Here is a 25,141-nt window from a genome sequence, read left to right as displayed (position 1 = left end):
CTAACAGAGAATTAAAGAGTTCAGAGTGTTTCCAGGCGCCATTCGGCACCCTCGCGCCGCAGGCGCCGATCGCAGCCGAGTTCCTCGGCAGGGGCGGGCTCGCCGGGCATCGCCCAGACCACCCGCTCGCCCTGCTCGCGCAGACGACGCACCTCGCCCAGCACCGCCGGGTCATCGGACCAGTCCACCAGCACACCACGACGCGGCGTGGCGGCCTCGCCACCGGCCAGGTCCGCCAGGGTGCGCACATCGGCGCTGAAGCCCACCGCCGGGCGGGAGCGTCCGAAGACCGCGCCGATCTGGTCATAGCGCCCGCCGCGGGCGATTTCCTCGCCGTGCTCCGGCACGAAAGCCGCGAACACCGCGCCGGTGTGGTAGCGGTAACCGCGCAGCTCCGCCAGGTCGAAGTGCACCGGCAGCGCCGGCTGGTGGCGCTCCAGCGCCGAGGCGATGCGCCACAGGGCCTTCAGCGCCGTGCGCACCGTCTCGTTGCCCCCGGCCAGCACTTCGTTGGCGCGGTCCAGCACCTCTACACCACCATTGAGTTCCACCAGCGCCAACAGCATCTCGGCGACGGCCGGCTCCACGCCTCGGAGCAACTCACGCATGTCCGGTTCGGCCTTGCGCTGCAGGGCATCGAACAGCCCCGCCTCGGCGGCCTCGTCCAGATTGGCTTGGGCCACCAGCCCGCGGAAGATGCCCACATGCCCCAGATCCAGGTGCACATCGCCCACACCGGCGCTCGCCAGGGTCGCGAGCATCAGCGAGATGATCTCCACCTCGCTCTCCACCCCGGCATGTCCGTAGAGCTCGGCGCCCACCTGCAGCGGGTTGCGCGAGCGGGACAAGCCCTCCAGCCGAGTCTGCAGCACGGTGCCGATGTAACACAGCCGACTGGGGCCTTCCCGGTTGAGCTGATGGGCATCGATGCGCGCCGCCTGGGGCGTCATGTCCGCGCGCACCCCCATGAGCCGGCCGCTCAGCTGGTCGGTGAGCTTGAAGGTCTGCAGGTCCAGATCGTGCCCGGCGCCGGTGAGCAGGGAATCCAGGTACTCGATGAAGGGCGGCATGATCTGCTCATAGCCCCAGCTCCAGTACAGATCCAGCAGCCGGCGGCGCAGGGCCTCCAGGGCCGCGGCCCGCTCGGGCAGGGCCTCGTCCACCCCTTCCGGAAGCAGCCAGCGATTGTCCTTGCCGAATGTCGGTTCGCGCATAAGTATTCAGTGCCTGACCAGATAAAGAAGCAGTGCGCCCAGCAGCATGCTGCCCAGCCCCATGACCCGCAGCACGCGGTCATCCAGCCGGGCGATACCGAGCAGGCTGCGCCGCAGGCCGTCGGGGCTGAGAAAGGGCATGATGCCCTCCAGCACCAGAACCAGGGCCAGCGCGGAGAACAGGTCCTGCCACATGGCGTCTACCCACAAAAAGGCCGGGTGGCAGGCCACCCGGCTGATTCAAGCCAACCCCAACGCGGGCTCAACGCCCGCCGCCGGTCTCGCTGTTGAAGTAGCGGAAGAACTGGGACTGCTCGGGGGAGAGCACCAGCACGTCATCCTCGCTATTGAAGGCCTCGGTGTAGGCGTTGAGGCTGCGATAGAAGGAATAGAATTCCGGATCGCGCTCGTAGGCCTCGGCGAAGATGCGCGCCGATTGGGCATCGCCCTTGCCTCGCAGCTGCTCCGCCTCCCGATAGGCTTCCGCCAGGATCACCTGGCGCTGCCGGTCGGCCTCGGCGCGGATGCGCTCGGCCGCCTCGGCGCCCTGAGCGCGCAACTCCTTGGCCACCCGCTCACGGGTGGAGCGCATGCGCGCATAGATACGCTCGTTGATGGCCTCGGGCAGCTCGATGCGCTCGATGCGTACATCCACCACCGAGACACCGATAGCCTCGGCCGCCTCATTGAGCTGCTCCTGCAGCGCCTCCATGATCATGGCCCGCTCGCCGGACACCACTTCCTGCACCGTGCGCTTGCCGAACTGGCTGCGCAGGGCGCCGCGGACGATCTCGCTCAAGCGCTGGCCGGCGCGCTCGGGGCTGCCCACCACCGAGGTATAGAAACGCTCTACGTCCTCGCCGATGCGCCAAAGCACGTAAGCGTCCACGATCACCGGCTTCTGCTCGGCGGTGATGTAGCTCGCCGGCTGCTCGTCGAGCACCTGCACACGGGCATCGAAGGTGCGCACATTGTTGATGAACGGCACCTTGAAATGCAGCCCCGGCTGGTAATCGCTCTTGACGATCTCACCGAGTCGGAACTTGATGGCCCGCTCCGCCTCGTGAACCGTGAAGGCCGAGAACCAAGCCAGGATCAGGGCGATGACGACCACCGCCACCACCGGAGTTCTAAACTGTCGCATCAGCGGACCCCCCTGCGGCGTTCCACATTACGCCCGCCCGTCGAGGAGGACGCGCCGCCGCCGCTGAACGAGGAACCGCCCAAACCGTCATCCACGAAGGCGCTGCCGCCACCGCTGTCGGTATTGGCGGCGCCGGCGGGGCGAGCGCTGCGCTCCATCATCTTGTCCAGCGGCAGGTACATCAGCGGCTGACCGCCTTCCACGCCCACCAGGATCTTGCTGGAGCGGCTGAGCACCTGCTCCATGGCGGCCAGATACAGTCGCTCGCGGGTCACCTCCGGCGCCTGCTGGTATTCGCTCAACAGGTCCACGAAGCGGCTCCCCTCACCCTGGGCCTCGGCCACCACCCGCGCCCGGTAGGCTTCGGCCTCCTCGGTGGCGCGAGCCGCCTCACCCTGGGCGCGGGGAATGATTTCATTGGCGTAAGCGTGGGCCTGGTTGATCAGGCGTTGGCGGTCCTCCCGAGCGCCCACGGCGTCGGCGAAGGCCTCCTGAACCTGATCCGGCGGCTGGATGTCCTGTACCGCCACATCCACCAGCCGCAGGCCGGAACCGTACTCCTCGGCGAGGCCCTGCTCGATCAACTCCCGGGCGCTTGCCGCCACCTCGGCGGAGCCACCGATCTGCCGCGGGGCCATTTCGCCCTCGCTGGTGATCTCTTCAACGCTGCCCCAGGTCAGCACTTCCTCCATGGGCCGCTTGCCCACTACTTCGCGCAGTGCGCTCTTGGCCAGGCGCTTGAGCACGCCGTCGGGGTCACGCATCTGGAAGAGGTACGCGGCCGGATCTTCTACCCGGTATTGCACCGCCAGCTGCACATTGACGATGTTCTCATCGCGAGTGAGCATCAGCGCCTCGTCGAGCACGGGGCGCTTGCGCCCGCCGCCGGTGGACTGATAACCCACTTCCACCACGCGCACCTCGGTCACATTGACCCGGCGCACTTCGGAAATCGGATAGGGCAAGACCCAGTGAGGCCCAGGCATGGCCGTATCCACGTGCTCACCGAAACGGAGCACCACGCCACGCCAGCCCTGGTCGACGATGTAGAAACCGGAGGCCAGCCAGGCCAGCAGCAAAATACCCGCCAGCAGCATCAGGCCGAAGGCCCCCGCGCCGCCACCACCGCCGGCCTCGTCTCCGGAGTCGCCCCCCGACTTGCCGCCGAACAGGCGATGCAGCCGGCCCTGGAGCTTGCGCAGTACTTCATCCAGATCCGGCGGCCCCTGGTTGTTCTTCCCAGGACCGGACCAGGGGTCGCGATTACCGCCACCCGGTTCATTCCAGGCCATTGAACTCTCCGTGATCAGTCGGCGGCGCCCACGCAAGATCGGGCACCCCCTGGTTTCGCCGGACTCGGGCCGACGCTGTAATTTCAAGGCGCAAAAACGCTTGGATTGTAAAGAGCCGCGCGCCGGACCTGCAAGGGAGGCGCTGATCAATCCCCCTGGAAAGGAAGGTCAGCAGGATTCCGCCCGCAAGCCTTCCCCCGCCCGCAGGCGCTCGAAGTCACGCCGAGGCAGATCCACCTCCAGCATCGCCTCGCCCTGCTCCCCGGTTCGCTCCTGCAGAACCTTGCCGAGCTGGAAGAGGCGAGCCCGCAGCCGCCCCTGCTCCGGACGCAGGGTAACCCAACCGTGAAAACGCTGCTCGCCTACCCGCTCGGTCAGCGCCTGGCGCAGCAGCTCCAGCCCCTCGCCACTGGCCGCCGAGAGCCACACCGCCAGCGGGCGGCCCTGGTCGTCCCGGTCTATGCCCGGCTCGCGATCGAGCAGATCCACCTTGTTGTAGACGTAGAGCACCGGCACCTCGCCGGCGCCGATATCCGCCAGCACGCTCTTCACCTGCTCCACCGTGTTGGCCCGGTCCTCATCGGCGGCATCCACCACATGCAGCAGCAGATCCGCCTCGATGACCTCTTCCAGGGTGGAGCGAAAAGCCGCCACCAACTGGTGGGGAAGATCCCGCACGAAGCCTACCGTGTCGGCGATGATGACGGGCTGGCCGGTGGACAGCTCCAGGCGCCGCAGGGTGGTATCCAGGGTGGCGAACAGCTGATCCGCCGCATACACCTCGGCGGTGGTCAGGTGATTGAACAGGGTGGACTTGCCGGCGTTGGTGTAGCCCACCAGGGAGATGGCCGGCAATTCCCGCTTCTTGCGCGCCTGCCGCCCCTGGCTGCGCTGGCGACGCACCTTCACCAGCCGGCGCTCCAACTGCTTGATGCGCAGACCGAGCATACGCCGATCCATTTCCAGCTGGGTTTCACCGGGACCGCGCAGACCTATGCCGCCCTTCTGTCGCTCCAGGTGACTCCAACCCCGCACCAGCCGACTGGCCATATGCCGAAGCTGCGCGAGCTCCACCTGCAGCTTGCCCTCGTGGGAACGAGCGCGCTGAGCGAAGATATCGAGAATAAGACCGGTGCGATCGAGCACCCGGCATTGCAGCGCTCGCTCCAGATTGCGCTCCTGGGCGGGGCTGATGGCGTGATTGACCAACACCAGATCCGCCTCCTCGGCGCGCAGGACCGCGGCGAGCTCATCCACCTTGCCGGTGCCTATGAAAAACCGGGGGTCTGGTCGCCCACGGCGATTGGTCAGCACGGAAACCACTTCCGCGCCCGCCGACTCGGCCAGCGCGGCGAACTCCTCGATGGACTCCTCCACATCAAGACCGCCCATGTCCAAATGGACGATGACGGCTCGCTCACCGCCGCCCGGGCGGTCGAAGAGGTTCGCTTCCGAGGTGCCCGGTGTCGTCTCAGATGTTTCCGTATTCTTGACCACGTTCTTCCGGCGGCGAGGTGCGCACGTTGCGAGCGGGCACGACCGTGGAGATGGCGTGCTTGTACACCATCTGGCTGACGCTGTTCTTCAACAGCACCACGAACTGATCGAAGGATTCGATCTGCCCCTGCAGCTTGATGCCATTGACCAGGTAGATGGAGACGGGGACCTTCTCCTTGCGCAATGCGTTGAGGAACGGCTCTTGCAGCGATTGTCCTTTAGCCATCGAGTGACTCCTTATCAATCGAGTGTTTGTTCTTATTGGAGGCCTCCAGCCGTACGCCCGGCGATCACCCTCACAATTAGCCTAGTGTCAGTCATAAGGAAGGAATAATAACATAGCTCGGTACGCCAGCCAGTCACCTCAACCCCCATTTCGACGGTCGGCCTCGCAGACTTGTTCGGCGGCCCGCGCGAGGCTGCTCCGCCAGCCTGCGGCCCGCGGATCGAACCACTGCGCCTGGGTTTCCCGGCGCAACCAGGTCATCTGGCGTTTGGCGAATTGCCGCGTGGCGACCACACCCTTGTACTCCATGCCGGCATAATCCACGACGCCCTCCAGATACTCCCAGACCTGCCGGTAGCCCACCGCACGCATGGACGGCATACCGGGGGCCAGATCGGGGCGGGCACGCAGCGCCTCGACCTCGGCGACGAAGCCCTGGGCCAGCATCTGAGCAAAGCGCCCTGCGATGCGCTCGCGCAGCCAAGCCCGCTCGGCGGGGGCGACCACCCATTTCACCGGAGCGCTCGACAGCCCGCCCCGCCGGCCCTGTTCCAGCAAACGGCTCATTGGCTCGCCGCTCAGCAGGCAGACCTCCAGCGCACGCTGGATGCGCTGCGGGTCCGAAGGCGCGAGCCGCGCCGCGGTCCGCGGGTCCAGCACGGTCAGACGCTGATGCAAGGCCTCCCAGCCATGCCGCGCGGCTTCTGCCTCCAGCTCGGCACGCAGGGCCGGGTCGGCCTGTGGCAATGGCGCCAATCCCTCCGCCAGCGCCCGAAAATAGAGCATGGTCCCGCCTACCAACAGTGGTATGCGCCCCGCCGCCCGCACCTGCGCGATCTCCCGTCGGGCATCCTCGACGAAGCGTGCGGCTGAATAGGCCTCGGCCGGATCGGCAATGTCGATCAATCGGTGCGGAGCCTGCGCCAGTACATGGGGCTCGGGCTTGGCCGTTCCAATGTCCATGCCCCTATACACCAGCGCGGAATCCACGCTGATGATCTCGAAGGGGAAACGCTGCACCAGCTCCACCGCCACGGCGGTCTTGCCCGAGGCGGTGGGCCCCATGAGAAAAACGACGGGTGCCTCGGCCATGACGCTCACTGCCCTCGCAGGAACAGGCCGTCCAGCTCGTCCACGGAGAGCTCCGTCCAGGTGGGGCGCCCGTGGTTGCACTGGCCGCTGTTGGGGGTCTGCTCCATTTCCCGCAACAGTGCGTTCATCTCGGGCACGGTCAGGCGGCGCCGGGCCCGCACGGAGCCATGGCAGCCCATGGTGCCCAGCACCGTGTTGAGCGCCTCCTGAATCCGGTCACTGCGGCCGTGGGTCTGCAGATCCGAGAGCACATCACGCACCAGCTGAGTGGCATCCGCCCGGGCCAACAGCACCGGCACCTGACGCACCAGGAGCAGATCGGGGCCGGCCCGGCCCAGCTCCAAGCCCAGACTGGTGAAAAAGGCCTCGCGCTCTTCAGCGAGCTGCGCTTCGGCGGGACTCACCGCCACCTTCACCGGCACCAGCAGGGGCTGGGACTGCACGCCGTCGCGCTGCATATCGCGCTTGAGGCGCTCATAGACGATCCGCTCGTGGGCGGCGTGCATGTCCACCAGCACCAGGCCCCGAGCGTTCTGGGCAAGGATGTAGATACCGTGCAGTTGCGCCAGCGCATAGCCCAAGGGCGGCACCTCCCCGTCCATGGCCTCCGGCCGGGGGCGAGGATGGGGCTGACGGACCACATCCCGCCGCGGCGTCTCCGGAGCTGCCGCGGTCTCCGCCGCGCCGCCCTGGGCCGGCGCGGACGGCTGGCCGTAGAGCAGGCGCGCCTCCTCGGCGGGAAAACTGATGGTGCTCTGGCGCGGAGGCGGCGCAGCGGAAGGATGGACCGGATTCGGCGGCAATTCCGGTCGCGGCGCGGCCGGCGCCTGCTGCTCCGAGGCGCGGGGCGCAACCTGCTCCAAGGCCCGGTGCACATGACGAAAGAGGAAGTCGTAGACCAGCCGACTGTCCCGAAAGCGCACCTCGTGCTTGGTCGGGTGCACGTTCACGTCCACCTGCTCGGGCTCCACGCTCAGATACAGCACATAGGCCGGATGCCGGTCCTTGAACAGCACGTCGTGGTAGGCCCGGCGCAGGGCATGATTGACCAGCCGGTCGCGAATCATGCGCCCGTTCAGGTACAGATACTGCAGGTCCGCCTGGCTGCGGGAATAGGTGGGCAGCGCGGCCCAGCCCTGCAGCCCCAGCCCCACGGCCTCGGCCTGCAGGTGCAGGCTCTGCTCGACGAAACCGCGGCCCAGCAACTCCGCCAGCCGCTGCTCGACGTCGCCGCCGGCGGCCACCTGCAGCACGATCTTGCCATTGTGACGCAACTGGAAACCCACATCGAAGCGACTCAGCGCCAGACGTTTGATCAGCTCCTGGATGTGCTGGAATTCAGTGCGCTCGGTGCGCAGGAACTTGCGCCGGGCGGGGGTATTGAAGAACAGATCCCGCACTTCCAGCGTGGTGCCTTCGGGGTGCGCGGCCGGGCGCGGCGGCTCGACGGGCTCACGGCCATCCGCCTGCACCTGCCAGCCCCGGGGCGCCCCCCGGACACGGGAGCTCAGACTGAGCCGGGAAACCGAGGCGATGCTGGGCAGGGCCTCGCCGCGAAAACCCAGGCTCGCCACCCGCTCCAGGTCGTGGAGTTCGAGGATCTTGCTGGTGGCATGGCTGGACAGAGCGAGAGCCAGGTCCTCCGGGTGTATGCCGTGGCCGTCATCGCGGATGCGGATCAGCCGCCGGCCGCCCTCCTCGATATCGACCTCCACCCGCCGCGCACCCGCATCCAGGCTGTTCTCCACCAACTCCTTGACCACGGAGGCCGGGCGCTCGACCACCTCGCCGGCGGCGATCTGGTTGACCAACTGGGAGGAGAGTTGTCGAATGCGGCGCGCGTCGGCCATGGCCTTGCAGGGGTGGCTATCAGGGGGCGGTCATTATGGGACAAAGGCGGGCCGGGTGACAGCCCGCGCCGTACTCAGGGAATCATCAGGGTGGTACCCACCCGGATATCGTCGCCGACCAGGCTGTTGCTGCTGCGCAGCTGCTGCAGGCTGACGCTGTAGGTCTGGGCGATGCCGCTCAGGGTATCGCCCCGGCGCACCACATGCTGGCGCCCACCGGCCATGCGCAGCCCCGGCGGCGGCATGGAATGCTCGGCGTAACCCCGCAGGCCTTGCATCAAGGCCTGAGCAAGACGGCGCTGCTCGGCCGGATTGCGCAGGCGCTTCTCCTCGGAGGGGTTGGAGATGAAGGCCAATTCCACCAGCACCGAGGGGATGTCCAGGTTCTTCAGCACCACGAAGCCCGCGTGCTCCACCTGGGACTTGTGCACCCGACCCACCTTGCCCAGCTCGCCCAAGAGGCGATCCGCCAGTTCCACGCTGGCCTCCACGGTGGCGGCACGGGAGAGATCCACCAACACGCTGGCCACCAGATCGTCCTTGCCTTCCAGCGACACGCCGCCGATCAGGTCGGCGGAGTTCTCCCGCGCGGCCAACAGCCGCGCGGCTTCGGTGGAGGCGCCGTTACGGGACAGGGTATACACGGAAGAGCCTTTGACCGAGCGCGTCTCCACCGCATCGGCATGGATGGAGATGAACATGTCCGCCCCGCCTTGACGGGCCTTGCGCGTGCGATCACGCAGACCGACGTAGTAATCGCCGGTGCGTATCAACAGCGGGCTCATACCCGGCTCCCGCTGGATCAGCGCCGCGAGCTTGCGGGCGACACCCAGCACCACGTCCTTCTCATAGGTACCGGCCTTGCCGATGGCGCCCGGGTCCTCGCCGCCGTGACCGGCGTCTATGGCGATCACCAGCTCCCGCCGGCCGCCCTGGGGGGCGGTGCGCACCGGTTGGTCCGCGGCCTTTTTCTTGCGCAAATCGATAACCAGCCGGTGGCCGTAGGTGCCGTTGGGCTTGACCAGGAAGCTCTTGGCCGCCACCTCGGCGCCCACGTCCAGCACCACACGCAGGCCCTGCTCGCCTCGGCGGGCGCTTCGAATGCGCTTGAGCAGCCCTTCCGCCTTGGCGCCTTGCAGACGGGCGGTGTCGGCCGCCGCCTGCTCCAGGTCAATCACAACCCGATCCGGGCCGCTCAGGGTAAAGACCTCATGCTCGGCCGGGGCGCTCAAATCGAACACCACACGGGTGTGATCCGGCGCCGCCCAGGTGCGCACACCGTCAACGGTGACGCGGCCCCAGGCCAGCATCGGCAGCAACAGCAGCAGAACCCCCACGGTGCGCAGCATGATCAATCGGTGCCTTCGGTCTTGGTATTACGGCAAGCAACAGTTAGGCACAGGCGCGCTCATTTTTCAACAAAAACGAACACAAATAAGGATCTACACCGAATACCTTGTGTGCTACCTAAGGAGCTGCTGCTTCATTCCACTGGCACCCATGCAAGCCGCCAAAGCTCCCCGAGGATTGCTCAACACCCCCCCAACTGCCTGCGCAGCGCCTCGGCCGCTGCCTCGGCACGCCCGCTGCCAGCCTCCACCCGCAACCCACGGCCCTCGCGCTGGTGATGAAGCTCCAGCCGAAGATCCGCCGCCGGCAACATGCCCTCGCCACGCTGGGGCCACTCCACCAGCCACAGCGCGGGCCTCGCCAACAGGTCACGCAGGCCGATAAACTCCAGCTCTTCCGGGTCGGCCAGCCGGTAAAGATCCAGGTGATACACGGCACGCCCCGCCACCTCGTAGGGCTCGACCAAGGTATAGGTAGGGCTGCGCACCGCGCCCGCATGGCCCGCCGCCCGCAGCAGGCCTCGCACCAGGGTGGTCTTGCCCGCGCCCAGATCGCCGTGCAGATACACCACCGCCTCGCCCTCCAGGGCCCGCCACAGAGCCGCGCCCGCCTCGGCGGTCCGCGCCTCGTTCGCCAATTGCAGCCAATCACTCATCCGGGTTCACCAGCTCCCGCAAATACTCGAACAAATCCGAGGCCAACAGCCCCCGCTCGCCCCGGGCCGCCGCGGCGTCGGCGGCCTGCGCGTGCAGATCGACGCCGATCCGGGCCGCCGGCCCCGGCGCCAGCCCCTGGGCCAGCAGCGCCCCCAACACGCCACTCAGCACATCGCCCATGCCGCCGCTGGCCATGCCCGGGTTGCCCCCATCGCACAGCACGATCTCGTCCCCGGTGCAGACCAGCGAGCCCGCGCCCTTCAGCACCACCACGCCGCCGTAGCGCTGCTGCAGCGCGCGCACCGCGGCATAGCGGTCCGCCTGCACCTCCGCCGTGGTGCAAGCCAGCAGCCGCGCCGCCTCCCCAGGGTGTGGGGTGAGCACTCGGCAGGCCTCGGTGTCGGGCTCATCCGCCAGCAAATTCAGGGCATCGGCATCCAGCACGCGGGGGCCGGCGAAATCCCGGCAGGCCCGAAAGAGTTCGCGCCCCCAGGCCCCCTGCCCCAGCCCCGGCCCCAACACCAGCACCGAGGCGCGGGCCAGCAAGGGGGTGAGCGCCGCGGCGGACCCCACCGGCGCGCACATGAGCTCCGGGCGCCCGGCGAGCACCGCCGGAAGGTGCTCCGGGCGCGTGGCCACACTCACCAGCCCGGCCCCGCAGCGGGCCGCGGCCTCGCCGGCCAGCCGGACGGCACCGGCCATGCCGGGGCCGCCACCGACCACCAGCACATGGCCAAAAAGCCCCTTGTGGGCATCACGGGGTCGCGGGGCCAGACCGGCGCGCCGCTCGGCGGGGCTCTGCCGCCAGGCCACCGGACGCAGGCCTTCATGACAATGGGCGGGAACACCCAGCCCATCGAACAGCAGCTCGCCACAACAGGCCGGTCCCGCCCCGGTCAAAAGCCCGGCCTTCAGGCCGATGAAACTGACCGTATGCCGTGCCCTCACGGCAAGCCCCCGGATCGCGCCAGTGCCGGCATCCAGCCCCGAGGGCACATCCACCGCCAGCACCGGGGCGGCGGCGCCATTCAGCGCCTCCACCGCTGCGCGCCATTCCCCGTCCAGCGGGCGGCTCAGGCCGATGCCGAAGATCGCGTCCACCAGCACATCCGCTCCCGCCAGTCCCTCTACCTGGAAAGACGCCACCCGCCCGCCGTCGGCCCGGTAATCGGCCAAGGCCCGGGCCGCTGAGCCGCCGAGCCGCGCGGGATCCACCAAGCTCAGCACCGTCGCGTCCAGCCCCGCCGCCCGCGCCAATCGGGCGATCACATAGCCGTCGCCGGCGTTATTGCCCAGACCGCAAACCACCCGCACCTGCCGTGCCCGCGGATAGCGCTCGCGCAGCACACGCCAGGCGGCGGCTCCGGCGCGGCACATCAGCGCGTAGCCGTCACCGCCCAGCGCGGCAATGGCCCGACGATCCAGCTCCCGCACCTGCTCGGGGCTGTAGAGTTCCAAGGGACGCTCGCTCATGGCGGCGAGTATACCGGGCATGGCGGGGGTGGGCCGAGCAGCCCTACAATGGCGCCCATGGACAGTCCCCCGAACAGCGACAAGACGCTTCCCGATCTGGCGCGACTGAGCGCCGATATCAAGCGCTGGGCGCAGGAGCTGGGTTTCAGCGCCGCCGGCATCACCGACACTGCTCTGCCCCGGGACGAGGCCCATTTGCTGCGCTGGCTGCGCGCCGGTCGCCACGGCGATATGCATTACATGGCGCGCCACGGCGTCAAGCGGGCACGGCCCGAGCAGCTGCACCCGGGCACCCGGCGGGTGATCAGCGTGCGCATGGACTATCTGCCCGAGCCGGTCAGGGAGAGCGCGCGACTGCTGCAACGCCCGGAGCGGGGGTTCGTATCGCGCTACGCGCTGGGACGCGATTATCACAAACTGATGCGCAACCGCCTGCAGAAGCTGGCGCGGCGCATGGAGGCGGTGATCGGCCCGTTCGGCTACCGAGCCTTCGTGGACAGCGCGCCGGTACTGGAAAAGGCGCTGGCCGAGAAGGCGGGTCTGGGCTGGATCGGCAAGCACACGGTGCTGTTGAACCGCGGGGCCGGCTCCTACTTCTTTCTGGGTGAGCTGTTCACCGATCTCCCGTTGCCCATGGACGAGCCTGGGCAAAACCACTGCGGCAGCTGCCGCAGCTGCATCGAGGTCTGCCCAACCCAGGCTATCGTCGGCCCGTATCAACTGGATGCCCGGCGCTGCATCTCCTATCTGACCATCGAGGCACAGGGCGCCATTCCCGAGCCGCTGCGCGCGCCCATCGGCAACCGGGTGTTCGGCTGCGATGATTGCCAGGTCTTCTGCCCCTGGAACAAGTTCGCGCAGCTGGAGGGGTCGGGGGAGTTCAGCCCGCGCCACGGCCTGGATGACAGCGCGTTGGTGGAGTTGTTCGGCTGGAGCGAGGCGGAGTTTCTGCAACGCACCGAGGGTTCGGCCATACGGCGGCTGGGGCATGAGCGCTGGTTGCGCAACCTGGCGGTGGCGCTGGGCAATGCGCCGACACAGGCCGCGGTGGTGGAAGCCCTGCAGGGGCGCGCGTCACACCCCTCGGCGCTGGTGCGCGAACACGTGCAGTGGGCGCTGGCCCGCCACGGGGAGAGCGTAACGCCGTAGGGGCGGCGGCTGGCCGCGAATACCTTTCCCGGGGCAAGATTCGCGGCCAGCCGCCGCTCCTACCGGCCGCGCCAGCGGCGGTATTGGGCCACCAGGCCGGCGGTGGAGTCATCCAGGCCCGCTCCGTTCAGACCGTCACGGAGGGCGGGCAGCAAGGCATCCGCCAACTGCTTGCCCAGTTCCACGCCCCACTGATCGAAGCTGTTGAGCCGCCAGATCACCCCCTGCACGAACACCTTGTGCTCGTAGAGCGCGATCAGCCGCCCCAGGGCATCGGCGTCCAGCCGTCGCAGCAGCAGCAGGCTGCTGGGGCGGTCGCCGGGAAAGACCCGATAAGGCAGCAAGCGGGCAATGGCGGCGTCATCCAGGCCCTCCGCGGCCATCTCCGCCCGGGCCTCTTCGGCACTGCGACCCTGCATCAGCGCCTGGCCCTGGGCGAACAAATTGGCCATGAGTTCATCGTGCAGCCCGTCGCTCGTCGTGAGGGGCTCCGCCACGCCGATGAACTCCACCGGCACCACCCGGGTGCCCTGGTGCAGGGCCTGGAAGAAGGCGTGCTGCGCAGGCGTGCCGGTCTGCCCCCAGACCGGCAGCGCGGTGTGGTAGTCCACCAACCGCCCGTCCCGGTCCACCCGCTTGCCGTTGCTCTCCATCTCCAGCTGCTGCAGATAGGCGGGCAGGCGCGCGAGCCGCTCGGTATAGGGCACCACGGCAATGCTCTGGGCGTCTTCGAAGTTGCTGTACCAGATACCGCTGAGCGCCAACAGCACCGGCAGATTGCGCTCCAGGGGCGCTTCGCGGAAATGCCGATCCATGGCCCGCGCCCCGGCGAGCAGCTCCTGGTAGGCCTGCCAACCCAGCGCCAGCGCCACCGAAAGCCCCACGGCGGACCACAGACTGTAGCGCCCGCCCACCCAATCCCACAGCGGAAAGATGCGCTCATCCCGCAGGCCGAACTCCCGGGCTCGGTCGGGGCGGGCGGTGACGGCGAAAAGCTGGGTTTGCACCGCGGCCTTGCCGCCGTGCGCCAGCAGCCAGTCACGCGCCCGGGCGCCGTTGATCAGGGTTTCACGGGTGTTGAAGCTCTTGGAGATCAGCAGCACCAACGTGCGCCCGGGCGAGACGCCGCTCAAGGCGCGCTCCAGCTCCACGCCATCCAGATTGGCCACGAAATGCACTCTGGGACCGTCCGCGCCGTGGGCCAGGGCCTCTACCGCCAGGCGCGGCCCGGTGTCGGAACCACCGATACCGATCTGCACCACGTCGGTGATGGTCTCGCCGGCATGGCCGGTAAAATCACCCTGACGCACGGCCTCCACCAGCGTGCGCATGCGCCCGTGCACGTCCCGGAGTTCGGCGCGCATATCCGTATCGGCCAGCATCAACGGCTCGCCGTCCGGATCACGCAGCAGGGTGTGCAAGGCCGCCCGGCCCTCGGTGTGGTTGATCGCCTCGCCGCGGAACAGCCGCTCACGCCACGCTTCCAGCTCGGCCTCCCGGGCGAGCGCCAGCAGCCCGCTCAGCAGCAATTCATCGAGGTGAGTCTTGGAGAGGTCCAGCCACAGCGATTCATCGCCAAACGCCAGGCGCTGGTATCGGTGAGCATCCTGCTCGAAGAGCTCACGCAGGGTCTGTCCCTGGCGCTCGCGCCGGAGTTTCTCCAGCTCGCGCCAGGCGGGCGTGGACCGCAGGGCTTCCATGATTGGGCCGTTTCCTTCTGCCGTGGATTATTGTACGCAAACGCCACCCTCGGGTGGCGTTGCTATAGGCATAAGGTCACAGTCGGCCGAATTAAACGGCCCGGCAAACCGCTCAGGCGACCTGCAGGGGAATCGCGCTGCGCCGGTGGGTGATGCGATTGTGCTCGTCGCAGTAGACCAGGGTGGGCTGGTAGCTGGCCAGCTCTTCCTGATCCACCTGGGCATAGGCGCAGATGATCACTCGATCGCCCTCGTTGGCCTTGTGGGCCGCGGCGCCGTTCATGGAGATCATGCCGCTGCCGGCCTCGCCACGAATGGCGTAGGTGGTGAAGCGCTCGCCGTTGGCGATGTTGTAGATCTGAATCTGCTCGTATTCATGAATGCCCGCCGCGTCCAGCAGTTCGGCATCAATGGCGCAGGAGCCTTCGTAATCCAGTTCGGTCTGGGTCACGCGTGCCTGATGCAGCTTGCACTTGAGCATATTGAGAAGCATAGCGTTTCACCATCTGTCGTCGTCTGACGGGGCGGACCGGACGCCTTGGCCCGTGATCCGCCCTATTGCAAGGCAGCATGTTATCGCCGCCACCGTGTGCTCTTCAATTCAGACTTCCAGATTGTCGATAAGCCGTGCCCGGCCCAGCCAGGCGGCGGCCAGGACGATCAATTCCCGATCGTCCTCCTGCGCTCGCGCCAGGTCCTCGCGTCGGCGCACTTCGAAATAATCGGTTTCGAAGCCCGCCTCGTTCAGGGCCTGCCGCCCCCAGCTTTCCAGGGCCATCCAGTCCCGTTCGCCAGCCCGGATCCGCGCCACGGCCTCGGCCAGGATGCGGTTCAGGGCGGAGGCCCGGTCACGCTCGGCCGGGGAAAGATACCCGTTACGGGAACTCATTGCCAACCCGTCGGGCTCGCGCACCGTATCCAGGCCAATGATGCACAGGGGCATGTTCAGATCGCGGACCATGCGGCGGATGACCTGCAGCTGCTGGTAATCCTTCTTCCCGAACACGGCCAGGTCCGGCTGGACGATGTTGAACAGCTTGCTCACCACCGTGGCGACCCCATCGAAGTGCCCCAGCCGGGAGCCCCCGCACAGCCCTTCGGAAATGCCCGCCACGGTCACGCGGGTCAGGGGGCGGGCGCCATCGGGGTACATCTCGGCCACCGAGGGCGCGAACACCAGGTCCGCGCCCCGCGCCTCAAGCTGGCGGCAGTCCGTCTCCAGGGTGCGCGGATAGCCGTCGAAATCCTCGCCCTCGCCGAACTGCAGCGGGTTGACGAAGATGCTGACCACCACGCGACCCGCCTGGCGGCGGGCCTCGTCCACCAGCGCCAAATGGCCTTCGTGCAGATTGCCCATGGTGGGCACCAGGGCGATGCGCTCGCCGGCCGCGCGCCAGGCGGCCAACTGCTCGCGCAGACCGGCGATGCCATGTTCGATGCGCATCAGAAACAATGCTCCTCGGCGGGGAAGCTCACCGCTTTCACCGCCTGCACGTAGGCCGCCACCGCGTCTTGCACGGAGCCCTGGCCTTGCATGAAGTCGCGGGAGAATTTCGGCGTACGCCCGGGGGTGATGCCGATCATGTCCTGGAGCACCAGGATCTGCCCATCGCAGCCGGGGCCGGCGCCTATGCCGATTACCGGGATCCGCAGGGCACGACTGATGCGCTCGGCGAGTGCCGCCGGCACGCACTCCAGCAGCAAGGCGTCGGCGCCGGCATCCTGCAGCAGCCGGGCGTCGTCGAACATGACCTGAGCGGCGGCGTCCTCGCGCCCCTGCACCTTGTAGCCGCCGATCTTGTGCACCAGCTGGGGCTGCAGGCCCAGGTGCGCGCATACAGGAATGCCGGCCAGCGTCAGGCGCGACACCAGCTCCGCCTGCTCCCCGGCCCCTTCCAGCTTGACCATATGGGCACCGCCCTCTTTCATCAGCCGCGCGGCGTTGGCCAGCGCCTGGTCGAGGGTGGCGTAGCTCATGAAGGGCATGTCCACCATCAGCAGGGCGCGCTGGCGGCCGGCGGCCACACAGCGACTATGGTAGATGATCTCGTCCACGGTCACGGGCAGGGTAGTCTCGCGCCCCTGCATGACCATGCCCAGGGAATCCCCCACCAGGATCACGTCCATGCCCGCCGATTCCAGCACTGAGGCGAAGCTGTAATCGTAGGCCGTGAGTGCGGCGATTTTCTCGCCGTCGCGCTTCATGCGCTGCAAGCGGGAGACAGTCACCGGCGACTGCGGACGGACTTCGCGTTCACCTGCGTACATGAATAGAACCTGTGGCTGTTGAGAGAGGGAAGGACTCAGGCCAGCGCCATGGGCGCCGGATTGAAGTAATGACGACCACTGCGCACGCTGCGGATCTGCTCCAGCAGCAGGGCGTATTCCCGATCGTTATCCACCGGATTGATGTCCCGGGTGTTGACGATCAAGAGCGGGGCCTGCTCGTAGTGGTAGAAAAACTGCACATAGGATTCGCTCAGGCCCTGCAGGTAGGGCTGGGCCATCTGCTGCTCGTAGGCGATGCCGCGGCGCTGTATGCGCTCCACCAGCACTTCCACCGGCGCCTGCAGGTAGATCACCAGATCCGGCGCCGGCGCGTCCAGGGCGAGCTCCCGGTATACCTTGTCGTACAGGTTGAACTCCGCCTCGCGCAGGTTGAGCCGGGCGAACAGGCGATCCTTGTCGAACAGGTAATCCGACACCAGCGCCGGGCGGAACATGTCCCCCTGGCGCAGGGCGCGCTGTTGCTCGGCGCGCTGCATGAGGAAGAACAGCTGGGTGGGGAAGGCCGCGTCCCGGGGCTGCTGATAGAAGCGCTCCAGGAAGGGGTTGTCCTCGGCACGCTCCAGCAGCAGTTCGCTGCCGAAACTCTCGGCCAGGCGCCGGGCCAGACTGGTCTTGCCCACCCCGATGGGGCCTTCGACCACGATGTAGCGAGGTTTTGTCGTGTTCATGCCGCTCAGACCGCCGGATGGCCGGGCTCCAGTCGCCGCAGACCGCCTCGTTCACACTGCGCCAGCAGCGCCCCCAATTCGCCGCGCCCGGGCACGCTGAGCCCCGGCGCGATCTCGGCCAGAGGATACAGGACAAAGGCGCGCTCGTGCACGCCCGGGTGGGGCACGGTCAGCCCCTCCAGAGCCAGTTTCCGCTCGCCCCAGAGCAGGATATCCAGATCCAGCGTGCGCGGCCCCCAGCGCACAACCCGCTCTCGCCCGGACCGCCGCTCCAGCCCCTGCAACTGCGCCAGCAGCGCCAGGGGGGCGAGCTCGGTGCGCAGCTCGGCCACGGCGTTGATGTAATCGGGTTGATCGGGCGGCCCCATGGGCGGACTGGCATACAGGGAGGATTGACGGACCAGCCGGGTATCGGGCAGCGCGCCCAGGTCGCGCAGCGCGTCACGGACCTGACGCGCCGGCTCGGCGAGATTGCTGCCGAGCCCGATGAAAACCCGTTCCGCCACGGCTACTCGGAGGGGGTGCAGCGCCGCCCGCCGCGGCGTCGACGAGGCCGGCGCCGGGCACCCGCTTCGGAGCGCTCCTGGGCGGCCTGCGCGGCCTCGGGCGAGTCCTGCACCTCGGTCCACCACTGGGCCAGCTCCTCCGGCACTTCGCCGACGGCGGCGCGGAGCAGCAGGAAATCGTAGGCGGCGCGAAAGCGCGGATGACTCAGCAGGCGCTGGGCGCGCTTGCCGTGCGTGCGTTCGAAGCGCGGCTGCAGCAGCCAGATCTCGCGCATGGGCAGGCTGAAACGCTTGGGGATAGCCACCCGCTGCATCTGCTCGGCCAACACTTCGCTGCCCGCCTCTTGCAAGGCGAGCGCCAGGTTGTCGCCACTGGCCACCCGCGCCTCGGCGCGATGGCGCAGCTGCGGCCAGAGCAGCGCGGCGAACAGGAAAGCCGGGGTCACCGGCTTGTCCTCGGCGATGCGCGCATCGGTATTGGCCAGCGCCCGGGAGACAAACCCCATGGCCTGGCCGTGGGGATCGCTGTCCAGGGCCTGGTCGGTGCCGGGAAAGAGCTGATTGAACAGGCCGTAATGACGCAGCGCCTCGAAGGTCTGCACACCCATGCCGCCCATCAGCAGCTTGAGCACCTCCTCGAACAGCCGCGCCGGCGGGATCTGCTCCAGGGTGGCGGCCATCTCGCCGATGGGCTCGGCGCTGTTCTGCTCGATCAGAAAGCCCAGCTTCGCGGCGAAGCGTACGGCGCGCAACATGCGCACCGGGTCTTCCCGGTAGCGAACCTCCGGATCGCCGATCAGACGGATCAGTCCGGCCTGCAGATCGGCCATGCCGCCCACATAATCCACCACCGAGTAATCGGCAATGTTGTAGTACAGCCCGTTGACCGTGAAGTCGCGGCGCAGCGCGTCCTCTTCCAGGGTGCCGTAGGCGTTGTCGCGCACGATGCGCCCATCCTGGAAGGCCACCTCGCCACCCTCTGTCTCTTCGCCGTTGCCGTCGTGCAGGGCGCGAAAGGTGGCCACCTCGATGATCTCGCGGCCGAAGTGCACGTGGGCGAGGCGAAAGCGCCGGCCGATCAGGCGGCAGTTGCGGAACAGCGCCTTGACGTCCTCGGGGGTGGCGTCGGTGGCGACATCGAAGTCCTTGGGCTCGCGGCCCAGGGAGAGATCACGCACACCGCCGCCCACCAGATGCGCCTGGTAGCCGGCGTTCTTCAGCCGGTACAGCACCTTGAGGGCGTTCTCGCTGATATTGGCGCGCGAAATACTGTGATCGGCGCGGGATATGATAGTCGGTGTCAGCTTGTTGTCCTGTTCGTTCACGAGCAGCATGCGCTTGAGCGGGCTCAAAGTGCGCGTATAATAGCACCGCCTCGACGGGCTTGCAGGCCCGAGATCGATACGGACACGCTCCCATCGTCTAGCGGTTCAGGACGCCGCCCTCTCAAGGCGGAAACCGGGGTTCAATTCCCCGTGGGAGCGCCAACCCCCGGTTCGGCCGAACAACGGATACCCAGCGTGACCGGCACTACTCCTTCCAAGCGCGCCCAGCACGGCGGCCTGCTGCGCCGGCTGACGGCCATCTTCTACGACAGCCTGCTGCTGCTTGCCCTGCTGATGCTGGCCACCGCCCTGTGGCTGCCCTTCACCGACGGCGAGGCCATCCAGGGGTATGACTGGCTCTACCGCGGCTATCTGCTGCTGGTGAGCTTCGGCTTCTTCGGTGGCTTCTGGCTGCGAGGCGGCCAGACCCTGGGCTTGCGCGCCTGGCGGCTGCGCCTGCGGAGCCTGGACGGCGGGCCGGTGAGCCTGCGCCAGGCCCTGATCCGCTTCCTGGTGGCCCCGCTCTCCTGGGCGGTGTTCGGGCTGGGCTTCCTGCATTCGATCATCGACCCCCGCGGGCGCACCTGGCATGACCTGGCGGCCGGCACCGAGCTGGTTCTGGAGCCGAAACCGGCGGAGCGCTCGCCGGTCTAGGACAGGGCCCCGGTGGCAAGGGGAGCTCAAGGCAAGCTCGCGGACGGCCAGCTTCGCGAGCCCGGGGGAGCGATCGGATACCTTCCTAGCGCACCCGCGCCGTGGCCCAAACCCCCGCCAGCAGGAAAAGCCCCGTGGGCAGCAGCGCGCTCAGCACCGGCGGCAGCCCATAGACCAGCCCGGCGTGGTTGAGCAGTCGGTTGGCCAGAAAGAAGCCGATGCCGATCAGCACGCCGATGAAGATCCGCTGACCCGCTCCCACGGTGCGCAGCGAGCCGAACACCAGCGGCACCGTAAGCAATAGCATGGTGATGGTGGCCAAGGGGGTAGCCAGCTTGATCCAGAAGGCGAGCTGGTAACGCTCGGACTCCAGGCCGTTGTCCCGCAGATAGCCGATATAGGTATGGAGTTGGCGCAGCGGCAGGGCCTCCGGCTCCACCACCACCACGTCCAGCACCTCGGGTTCGAGCTGCGAATCCCAGCTCAACGCCTTCACCGGCCCCACTGCCACGCCCTGCGGCCCGAACACCGTCTGGCGGGCCTGGTCCAACTGCCAGCCACGCCCGGTGTGGGTAGCCGTGTCCGCGGTGATCACCCGCTGCAGATCCGCCCCGTCGAACTGGTAAAGCCGTACGCCGCGCAGCAAGCGCGCGCTGTCGGCCCGCTCCACTTCCACATAAAAGCGCCCGTCCCGCGCCCAGAAGCCGCTGGCCCGGGCACTGATTTTCTCGGCCATGGCCCGGGCCCGCAATTCCTGAGCCCAGCGCTCGGAAACCGGCGCCACCCATTCCCCCAGCGCCATGGCCAGCAGCGCCAGCAGCAGGCCGGCGGCCATCACCGCACGGGCCACACCCAGCACCGACACCCCGGCGGCGCGCATCACCACCAGTTCGGAACGCGCCGCCAGCCCTCCCAGGCCCACCAGACTGCCGATGAGCGTGGCCATGGGGAAGGCCTCGTAGGCGCGGTACGGGGCGGTGAGCAACACATAGAGCAGCGCGGTGAGCGCGGTGTAATCCTGCTCGCCCACGTCCTGACTCTGATCCACGAAGGCGAACACCAGCTCCAGCGAGATGATCACCAGCAGGGCGATCAGGCTGCCCGCGATGACCGTGCGGATCAGATAGCGAGCGAAGATGCTCATGCGCCGGCCTCCACCGCCCTCGGCCGCCGCCGCAGCCCGTACTCGCGCCAGAGCAGGATCAGCCCCAACGCCGCCAGCAGCCCATGCACCCACCAAAGCCCCAAGGCCACCGGCAGATCACCGTCCTCCATCCAGCCCTGGGCCACGGTGAGCAGGTTGGAATAGATCGCGTACACCAGCACCGCCGCCAACAGCCTGCCGTAGCGACCGTCCCGGGGGCTGCTGCGGGAGAGGGGCACGGCCAGCAACGCGAGCACGAACACCATCAAGGGTGCGGACAGGCGCCGCTGCAGCTCCGCGCGCAGCCGCGGGGCATCGGAGGCCAGCAAGACCTCGGTGGGCATACCGCCGTGGCGCAGCCTGGCCTCCCCCACCTCGGCCTCGCGAATCAGCACTCCATGGCGCTCGAAGCGCACCACCCGCCACTGGGGACTGCCCGGCACGCCTTGATAACGGTAGCCGTCTTCCAGCACCAGGTGGCGGTCGCGGGTCTCGGGGTGGATCTCCTGGCGCCCGCGGGCCGCCGCGATCAGCACCAGCTCGCCACCCTCGCCACGGGTCTGGACGAACACGTCCTCCATGCGGCTGCCATCGGCGCTGAATCGCTCCAGATAAAAGGTTCCGCTCAAGTCCTGTATTTGCAGAAAGCGCCCGGCGCGCAGCCCGGCCACATCCACCCGCTGCTGGGCCTCCAGCTGCAGCTGCTCGCCGGCCCGGTCCGCCCAGGGGCCGAGCTGCAGGGCCATCAGACCCACCACCCCCGCCAGGGGCACGGCCAGCAGCAAAAGCGCCTGGTACAGCCGCCGCGGACCTATGCCGCAGGCCCCCAGCGCCGCCATTTCGGTATCGCGATACAGGCGACCGAAGGCCAGCACCACGCCAAGAAAGAAGCTCGCCGGCAACACCAGTCCCAGATGGCTCAGCGCCTTGTAGCCCAGCAGCGCCAGCACCACGTCGCCCGGTATCTCGCCGCTGGCGGCCTCGGCCAGGAATCGCACCAGCCGATTGGTGAGCAGCACCGCCACCAGCACCAGCGTTACCGCCAGCCAGGCTTGGACAACCTCCCGGATCAGATACCGCGCGACGATGGAAAGTCTCACGAAAGACCCACTTTCTGGTCATTCCCCTGCAAAAAGGGCGATTTACCCATTAAACTGTTCCCGCAACGGCCCTGTCCGACCTTGCGCGCCAATGGCGGCGCACCCATGGAAAAGACGGCGGAACCGGCTGGAAGACACATACCCGAAATGGACAGGAACCGGAGCCGATAGTGCCCTAAACAGGCTCGGCCATAAAGCCTGTCCCAACAGCTATCGAGGAGTCTCGCATGCAGTTCGCGGTCAAGAGCGGTAGCCCGGAAAAACAACGCAGCGCCTGCGTGGTGGCCGGCGTGTTCGAGTCCCGTCGCCTGTCGGCGGCGGCCAAGGCCCTGGACGAGGCCAGTGGCGGGCACCTGTCGGCGCTGCTGCGCCGGGGCGACATGGAGGGCCGCGCCGGCCAGGCGCTGATGCTGCACGGGGTGCCACAGCTGCTGGCGGACCGGGTGCTGCTGATCGGCTGCGGCAAGGAGCGCGAGTTCGACGAGCGCGCCTACCGCCGCAGTATCGACCTGATGACCGACCAGCTCAACGACAGCGGCGCCACCGAGGCCGTCTGCTATCTCACCGAACTGCCGGTCAAGGGCCGGGATCTGCACTGGTGCGTGCAGGACGCCGCCCGCCAGATCACGCATCGGCTCTACCGCTTCGACGATTACAAGAGCAAGGCCGAGGCGCCGCGCCGCCCGGTCAAGCGGCTGACCTTCGCCGTGCCCAGCCGCCGGGATCTGGCGAGCGGCGAACAGGCCGCGCGCACCGGCCAGGCCGTGGCCGAAGGCATGAACCTGGCGCGCACCCTGGGCAACACCCCACCCAATGTCTGCTACCCCGAGTACCTGGCCGAGCAGGGCCGCCTGCTCGCCGAGCAATACCCGGTTATCGAGACCGAGGTGCTGGACGTGGCGCAGATGACCGAGCTCGGCATGCATTCCCTGCTCGCCGTGGGCCGGGGCAGCGAGCGGGAACCGCGCCTGATCGTCATGCAGTACCGGGGCGGGAAGCCGAACGAAAAACCCATCGCCCTGGTGGGCAAGGGCATCACCTTCGACAGTGGCGGCATCTCGCTCAAGCCCGGCGCCGGCATGGATGAGATGAAATTCGACATGTGCGGCTCGGCCAGCGTGTTCGGCACCCTCAAGACCTGCGCGGAGCTGGAGCTGCCGCTGAACGTGGTGGCCGTGGTGGCCGCCGCCGAGAACATGCCCGACGGCCGCGCCACCCGCCCCGGAGACATCGTCACCACCATGGCCGGCAAGACGGTGGAGATCCTCAACACCGACGCCGAGGGGCGGCTGGTGCTGTGCGATGCGCTCACCTACGTGGAACGCTTCGAGCCGGAGGCGGTGGTGGACATCGCCACCCTCACCGGCGCCTGCGTCATCGCCCTGGGCAACCATGCCCACGGCCTGCTCGGCAATCACAGCCCGTTGATCAACGAACTGCTGGGAGCGGGCAAGGCCAGCGGCGACCGGGCCTGGGAGCTGCCCTTGTGGGATGAATACCAGGATCAGCTGAAGAGCAACTTCGCCGACCTCGCCAATATCGGCGGTCGAGAGGCGGGCACCATCACCGCCGCCTGCTTCCTCTCCCGCTTCGCCGGCAAGTTCCATTGGGCACATCTGGATATCGCCGGTACCGCCTGGCTCAGCGGCGCGAACAAGGGCGCCACCGGCCGCCCGGTCCCCCTGCTCAGCCAATTCCTGATCCAGCGCGCCGAGCGCTGAGGGCGTCGGCATGAGCACCGAGACCGCCCGGCGGGTGGATTTCTACATCCTCTCCGAGGACACCCCCCGGGCGCGGGCGCTGTTCGCCTGCAGGCTCACCGAGAAGGCCTGGCGCAGCGGCGTGCGGGTGTTTCTGCTGCTGGGCGATCACGCTCGGCAGGAGGAGCTGGACCAGTTGCTGTGGAGCTTTCGCCCGGGCAGTTTCCTGCCCCACGGCGGCGCCGACAGCGACGAGCCCATCCGCCTTGGCCTGCAGCCCCCCGCCGACACGGATCTGCTGCTGATCAACCTCTCGCCGACGATGCCCGAAAACTGGGCCGACTACACCCGGCTGGCGGAAATCATCGACACGGACCCGGCCGTGCGGGCGGCCGGGCGCGAGCGTTTTCGCCGCTACCGCGACGGGGGGCGGGAACCCGTCTCCCATAAGCTGTAAGATCGCCCCATGAGCACCGACTGGGAAAGCGACAACCCCTTCGCGCCGGCCACGGAACGGGAGCACCCTCGCCCGGAGCCGCCGCGTGCGGACCCCCCGCCTGCTGCAGCGGCCGAGGCGCCCACGCTCGGCGCGGACGCCGCCGCCGAAGAGGCCGACTCGCCCACCACCGCGGCCACAGCCCCAGACCCGGCCACTGGCTCGGGCTCGGGCGCTGCCGGGCTTGCCGCCACCGTGCCGGACAAGGACGCGCCTCCCGCCCCCAACGCCGCGCCGCCCGCGCCCACTCCCCCGACAGCAGCAGCCGGACCGCAGGCCCCAGAAGCGCTTTATCTGGACGCCCAGGGCCTGCCCACCCTGTTCGATGTGGCCATCCCCGGCGATCGCTGTCGCAAGGAGGCCTTGTACCTGCCCCGCCGCGAGGCCTCGCCACGGCCGGACTCATCCGCCGACACCGGCCCCTCGCCGGAGGCCATCGAGGCCCGGGTTCGCCAGGCGCTGGACGAAGCCCTGCCGGAGCTCACCCGGCGCACCCTGCACCTGCTGCGCGAGTCCCTGGATCAGCATCTTCACCAGGCCCTGCACCCGCCCCGTTCACGCGAAGACTGAGCCCCGTTGGGGCGACCGCGCGCCATCGCTATAATGGCGCGGCTTT

Annotated in this window: 25 protein-coding genes and 1 tRNA gene; 6 read left to right on the top strand and 20 right to left on the bottom strand. The window is 68.1% G+C overall.

Features of this window, described 5'->3' with window-relative positions; genetic code table 11:
* Positions 1–20: 20 nt before the first annotated feature.
* The 11 genes from GBG68_RS01230 to GBG68_RS01180 all read right to left on the bottom strand — a co-directional run bounded on the left by GBG68_RS01230 (position 21) and on the right by GBG68_RS01180 (position 11,794).
* Positions 21–1,214 carry an ATP phosphoribosyltransferase regulatory subunit gene (locus GBG68_RS01230; RefSeq protein WP_152144272.1) on the bottom strand — a complete coding sequence of 398 codons (1,194 nt, stop codon included), beginning with the start codon at positions 1,212–1,214 and terminating at the stop codon, positions 21–23.
* 6 nt (positions 1,215–1,220) lie between these two features.
* Positions 1,221–1,409: a DUF2065 domain-containing protein gene (locus GBG68_RS01225; RefSeq protein WP_152144270.1), complete on the bottom strand. Its 189-nt coding sequence runs from the start codon at positions 1,407–1,409 to the stop codon at positions 1,221–1,223.
* Positions 1,410–1,476: 67 nt separating this feature from the next.
* The gene (hflC, locus tag GBG68_RS01220; protein ID WP_152144268.1) at positions 1,477–2,358 is read right to left on the bottom strand and encodes a protease modulator HflC; all 882 of its coding nucleotides are present in this window, start codon (positions 2,356–2,358) and stop codon (positions 1,477–1,479) included.
* Complete coding sequence (hflK, locus tag GBG68_RS01215) at positions 2,358–3,650, bottom strand: FtsH protease activity modulator HflK (protein ID WP_152144266.1); 1,293 nt, start codon at positions 3,648–3,650, stop codon at positions 2,358–2,360. The genes hflC and hflK overlap by 1 nt, the downstream gene beginning before the upstream one ends.
* A 168-nt stretch (positions 3,651–3,818) precedes the next feature.
* Positions 3,819–5,147, bottom strand: a complete 1,329-nt coding sequence (gene hflX, locus GBG68_RS01210) for a ribosome rescue GTPase HflX (RefSeq protein ID WP_152144265.1) — start codon at positions 5,145–5,147, stop codon at positions 3,819–3,821.
* The gene (gene hfq, locus GBG68_RS01205; protein WP_152144263.1) at positions 5,122–5,373 is read right to left on the bottom strand and encodes an RNA chaperone Hfq; all 252 of its coding nucleotides are present in this window, start codon (positions 5,371–5,373) and stop codon (positions 5,122–5,124) included. Before hfq ends, hflX begins: the two co-directional genes overlap by 26 nt.
* 138 nt (positions 5,374–5,511) lie before the next feature.
* Positions 5,512–6,465, bottom strand: a complete 954-nt coding sequence (gene miaA / locus GBG68_RS01200; protein ID WP_152144261.1) for a tRNA (adenosine(37)-N6)-dimethylallyltransferase MiaA — start codon at positions 6,463–6,465, stop codon at positions 5,512–5,514.
* A 5-nt stretch (positions 6,466–6,470) separates the two neighbouring features.
* Positions 6,471–8,315, bottom strand: coding sequence for a DNA mismatch repair endonuclease MutL (gene mutL / locus GBG68_RS01195; RefSeq protein WP_152144259.1), 1,845 nt, complete (start codon positions 8,313–8,315; stop codon positions 6,471–6,473).
* A gap of 74 nt (positions 8,316–8,389) precedes the next feature.
* Complete coding sequence (locus GBG68_RS01190; RefSeq protein ID WP_152144257.1) at positions 8,390–9,664, bottom strand: N-acetylmuramoyl-L-alanine amidase; 1,275 nt, start codon at positions 9,662–9,664, stop codon at positions 8,390–8,392.
* Positions 9,665–9,846: 182 nt separating this feature from the next.
* Positions 9,847–10,320: a tRNA (adenosine(37)-N6)-threonylcarbamoyltransferase complex ATPase subunit type 1 TsaE gene (tsaE, locus tag GBG68_RS01185; protein WP_152144254.1), complete on the bottom strand. Its 474-nt coding sequence runs from the start codon at positions 10,318–10,320 to the stop codon at positions 9,847–9,849.
* Positions 10,313–11,794 carry an NAD(P)H-hydrate dehydratase gene (locus GBG68_RS01180; protein ID WP_152144252.1) on the bottom strand — a complete coding sequence of 494 codons (1,482 nt, stop codon included), beginning with the start codon at positions 11,792–11,794 and terminating at the stop codon, positions 10,313–10,315. Before GBG68_RS01180 ends, tsaE begins: the two co-directional genes overlap by 8 nt.
* 57 nt (positions 11,795–11,851) lie before the next feature.
* Between GBG68_RS01180 and queG the strand changes: the two genes are divergently transcribed.
* Positions 11,852–12,943: a tRNA epoxyqueuosine(34) reductase QueG gene (queG, locus tag GBG68_RS01175; RefSeq protein ID WP_152144508.1), complete on the top strand. Its 1,092-nt coding sequence runs from the start codon at positions 11,852–11,854 to the stop codon at positions 12,941–12,943.
* Between the two features lie 59 nt (positions 12,944–13,002).
* Here the strand turns inward: queG and pgi are convergent, their stop codons facing one another.
* From pgi to pcnB, 7 genes are all read right to left on the bottom strand, one after another.
* A complete protein-coding gene (gene pgi, locus GBG68_RS01170) occupies positions 13,003–14,643 on the bottom strand; it encodes a glucose-6-phosphate isomerase (protein WP_152144250.1) in 1,641 nt (546 codons plus the stop codon).
* Between the two features lie 112 nt (positions 14,644–14,755).
* Complete coding sequence (panD, locus tag GBG68_RS01165; RefSeq protein WP_152144249.1) at positions 14,756–15,136, bottom strand: aspartate 1-decarboxylase; 381 nt, start codon at positions 15,134–15,136, stop codon at positions 14,756–14,758.
* A 108-nt stretch (positions 15,137–15,244) separates the two neighbouring features.
* Positions 15,245–16,087: a pantoate--beta-alanine ligase gene (gene panC, locus GBG68_RS01160; RefSeq protein WP_152144247.1), complete on the bottom strand. Its 843-nt coding sequence runs from the start codon at positions 16,085–16,087 to the stop codon at positions 15,245–15,247.
* Positions 16,087–16,911: a 3-methyl-2-oxobutanoate hydroxymethyltransferase gene (panB, locus tag GBG68_RS01155; protein WP_152144245.1), complete on the bottom strand. Its 825-nt coding sequence runs from the start codon at positions 16,909–16,911 to the stop codon at positions 16,087–16,089. The genes panC and panB overlap by 1 nt, the downstream gene beginning before the upstream one ends.
* Before the next feature lie 35 nt (positions 16,912–16,946).
* On the bottom strand, positions 16,947–17,600 hold the full coding sequence (locus GBG68_RS01150) for a deoxynucleoside kinase (RefSeq protein ID WP_152144243.1): 654 nt from the start codon (positions 17,598–17,600) through the stop codon (positions 16,947–16,949).
* 5 nt (positions 17,601–17,605) lie between these two features.
* Positions 17,606–18,106 (bottom strand): 2-amino-4-hydroxy-6-hydroxymethyldihydropteridine diphosphokinase, encoded by a 501-nt coding sequence (folK, locus tag GBG68_RS01145; protein WP_193222167.1) that lies wholly within the window; start codon positions 18,104–18,106, stop codon positions 17,606–17,608.
* A 2-nt stretch (positions 18,107–18,108) separates the two neighbouring features.
* Positions 18,109–19,440: a polynucleotide adenylyltransferase PcnB gene (pcnB, locus tag GBG68_RS01140; RefSeq protein WP_152144241.1), complete on the bottom strand. Its 1,332-nt coding sequence runs from the start codon at positions 19,438–19,440 to the stop codon at positions 18,109–18,111.
* Positions 19,441–19,517: 77 nt separating this feature from the next.
* Here pcnB and GBG68_RS01135 point away from each other — a divergent pair.
* Positions 19,518–19,593: transfer RNA gene (locus tag GBG68_RS01135), tRNA-Glu, on the top strand.
* A gap of 33 nt (positions 19,594–19,626) precedes the next feature.
* Complete coding sequence (locus GBG68_RS01130) at positions 19,627–20,085, top strand: RDD family protein (RefSeq protein ID WP_226801501.1); 459 nt, start codon at positions 19,627–19,629, stop codon at positions 20,083–20,085.
* A gap of 85 nt (positions 20,086–20,170) precedes the next feature.
* Here GBG68_RS01130 and lptG read toward each other — a convergent pair whose 3' ends face one another.
* Together lptG and lptF are read right to left on the bottom strand one after the other, a co-directional pair.
* A complete protein-coding gene (lptG, locus tag GBG68_RS01125) occupies positions 20,171–21,229 on the bottom strand; it encodes an LPS export ABC transporter permease LptG (protein ID WP_152144239.1) in 1,059 nt (352 codons plus the stop codon).
* Positions 21,226–22,329, bottom strand: a complete 1,104-nt coding sequence (gene lptF, locus GBG68_RS01120) for an LPS export ABC transporter permease LptF (protein ID WP_152144237.1) — start codon at positions 22,327–22,329, stop codon at positions 21,226–21,228. Before lptF ends, lptG begins: the two co-directional genes overlap by 4 nt.
* Positions 22,330–22,556: 227 nt before the next feature.
* On the opposite strand from lptF, the gene GBG68_RS01115 reads away from it, so the two are divergent.
* From GBG68_RS01115 to GBG68_RS01105, 3 genes are read left to right on the top strand one after another with little or no spacing between them, the layout of a single operon-like run.
* Positions 22,557–24,050, top strand: coding sequence for a leucyl aminopeptidase (locus tag GBG68_RS01115; protein WP_152144235.1), 1,494 nt, complete (start codon positions 22,557–22,559; stop codon positions 24,048–24,050).
* A gap of 10 nt (positions 24,051–24,060) precedes the next feature.
* Positions 24,061–24,486: a DNA polymerase III subunit chi gene (locus GBG68_RS01110; RefSeq protein WP_152144232.1), complete on the top strand. Its 426-nt coding sequence runs from the start codon at positions 24,061–24,063 to the stop codon at positions 24,484–24,486.
* A gap of 9 nt (positions 24,487–24,495) precedes the next feature.
* Positions 24,496–25,095 (top strand): hypothetical protein, encoded by a 600-nt coding sequence (locus tag GBG68_RS01105; RefSeq protein WP_152144230.1) that lies wholly within the window; start codon positions 24,496–24,498, stop codon positions 25,093–25,095.
* Positions 25,096–25,141 lie beyond the last annotated feature (46 nt).

Source organism: Alkalilimnicola sp. S0819, assembly GCF_009295635.1.
GTDB lineage: Bacteria > Pseudomonadota > Gammaproteobacteria > Nitrococcales > WHIW01 > S0819.
Note: the sequence above shows the minus strand (reverse complement) of the source record. Positions and strands in the feature narration are given on the sequence as shown.

What these genes read in the sequence shown, in the direction of transcription:
- GBG68_RS01230 (WP_152144272.1), bottom strand. Translation starts at nt 1,214, where the DNA reads ATGCGCGAACCGACATTCGGCAAGGACAATCGCTGGCTGCTTCCGGAA.
- GBG68_RS01110 (WP_152144232.1), top strand. Translation starts at nt 24,061, where the DNA reads ATGAGCACCGAGACCGCCCGGCGGGTGGATTTCTACATCCTCTCCGAG.
- queG (WP_152144508.1), top strand. Translation starts at nt 11,852, where the DNA reads ATGGACAGTCCCCCGAACAGCGACAAGACGCTTCCCGATCTGGCGCGA.
- GBG68_RS01105 (WP_152144230.1), top strand. Translation starts at nt 24,496, where the DNA reads ATGAGCACCGACTGGGAAAGCGACAACCCCTTCGCGCCGGCCACGGAA.
- miaA (WP_152144261.1), bottom strand. Translation starts at nt 6,465, where the DNA reads ATGGCCGAGGCACCCGTCGTTTTTCTCATGGGGCCCACCGCCTCGGGC.
- hfq (WP_152144263.1), bottom strand. Translation starts at nt 5,373, where the DNA reads ATGGCTAAAGGACAATCGCTGCAAGAGCCGTTCCTCAACGCATTGCGC.
- GBG68_RS01180 (WP_152144252.1), bottom strand. Translation starts at nt 11,794, where the DNA reads ATGAGCGAGCGTCCCTTGGAACTCTACAGCCCCGAGCAGGTGCGGGAG.
- pcnB (WP_152144241.1), bottom strand. Translation starts at nt 19,440, where the DNA reads ATGCTGCTCGTGAACGAACAGGACAACAAGCTGACACCGACTATCATA.
- lptG (WP_152144239.1), bottom strand. Translation starts at nt 21,229, where the DNA reads ATGAGCATCTTCGCTCGCTATCTGATCCGCACGGTCATCGCGGGCAGC.
- GBG68_RS01225 (WP_152144270.1), bottom strand. Translation starts at nt 1,409, where the DNA reads ATGTGGCAGGACCTGTTCTCCGCGCTGGCCCTGGTTCTGGTGCTGGAG.
- GBG68_RS01115 (WP_152144235.1), top strand. Translation starts at nt 22,557, where the DNA reads ATGCAGTTCGCGGTCAAGAGCGGTAGCCCGGAAAAACAACGCAGCGCC.
- pgi (WP_152144250.1), bottom strand. Translation starts at nt 14,643, where the DNA reads ATGGAAGCCCTGCGGTCCACGCCCGCCTGGCGCGAGCTGGAGAAACTC.
- panD (WP_152144249.1), bottom strand. Translation starts at nt 15,136, where the DNA reads ATGCTTCTCAATATGCTCAAGTGCAAGCTGCATCAGGCACGCGTGACC.
- GBG68_RS01190 (WP_152144257.1), bottom strand. Translation starts at nt 9,664, where the DNA reads ATGCTGCGCACCGTGGGGGTTCTGCTGCTGTTGCTGCCGATGCTGGCC.
- hflC (WP_152144268.1), bottom strand. Translation starts at nt 2,358, where the DNA reads ATGCGACAGTTTAGAACTCCGGTGGTGGCGGTGGTCGTCATCGCCCTG.
- mutL (WP_152144259.1), bottom strand. Translation starts at nt 8,315, where the DNA reads ATGGCCGACGCGCGCCGCATTCGACAACTCTCCTCCCAGTTGGTCAAC.
- tsaE (WP_152144254.1), bottom strand. Translation starts at nt 10,320, where the DNA reads ATGAGTGATTGGCTGCAATTGGCGAACGAGGCGCGGACCGCCGAGGCG.
- panB (WP_152144245.1), bottom strand. Translation starts at nt 16,911, where the DNA reads ATGTACGCAGGTGAACGCGAAGTCCGTCCGCAGTCGCCGGTGACTGTC.
- panC (WP_152144247.1), bottom strand. Translation starts at nt 16,087, where the DNA reads ATGCGCATCGAACATGGCATCGCCGGTCTGCGCGAGCAGTTGGCCGCC.
- hflK (WP_152144266.1), bottom strand. Translation starts at nt 3,650, where the DNA reads ATGGCCTGGAATGAACCGGGTGGCGGTAATCGCGACCCCTGGTCCGGT.
- GBG68_RS01150 (WP_152144243.1), bottom strand. Translation starts at nt 17,600, where the DNA reads ATGAACACGACAAAACCTCGCTACATCGTGGTCGAAGGCCCCATCGGG.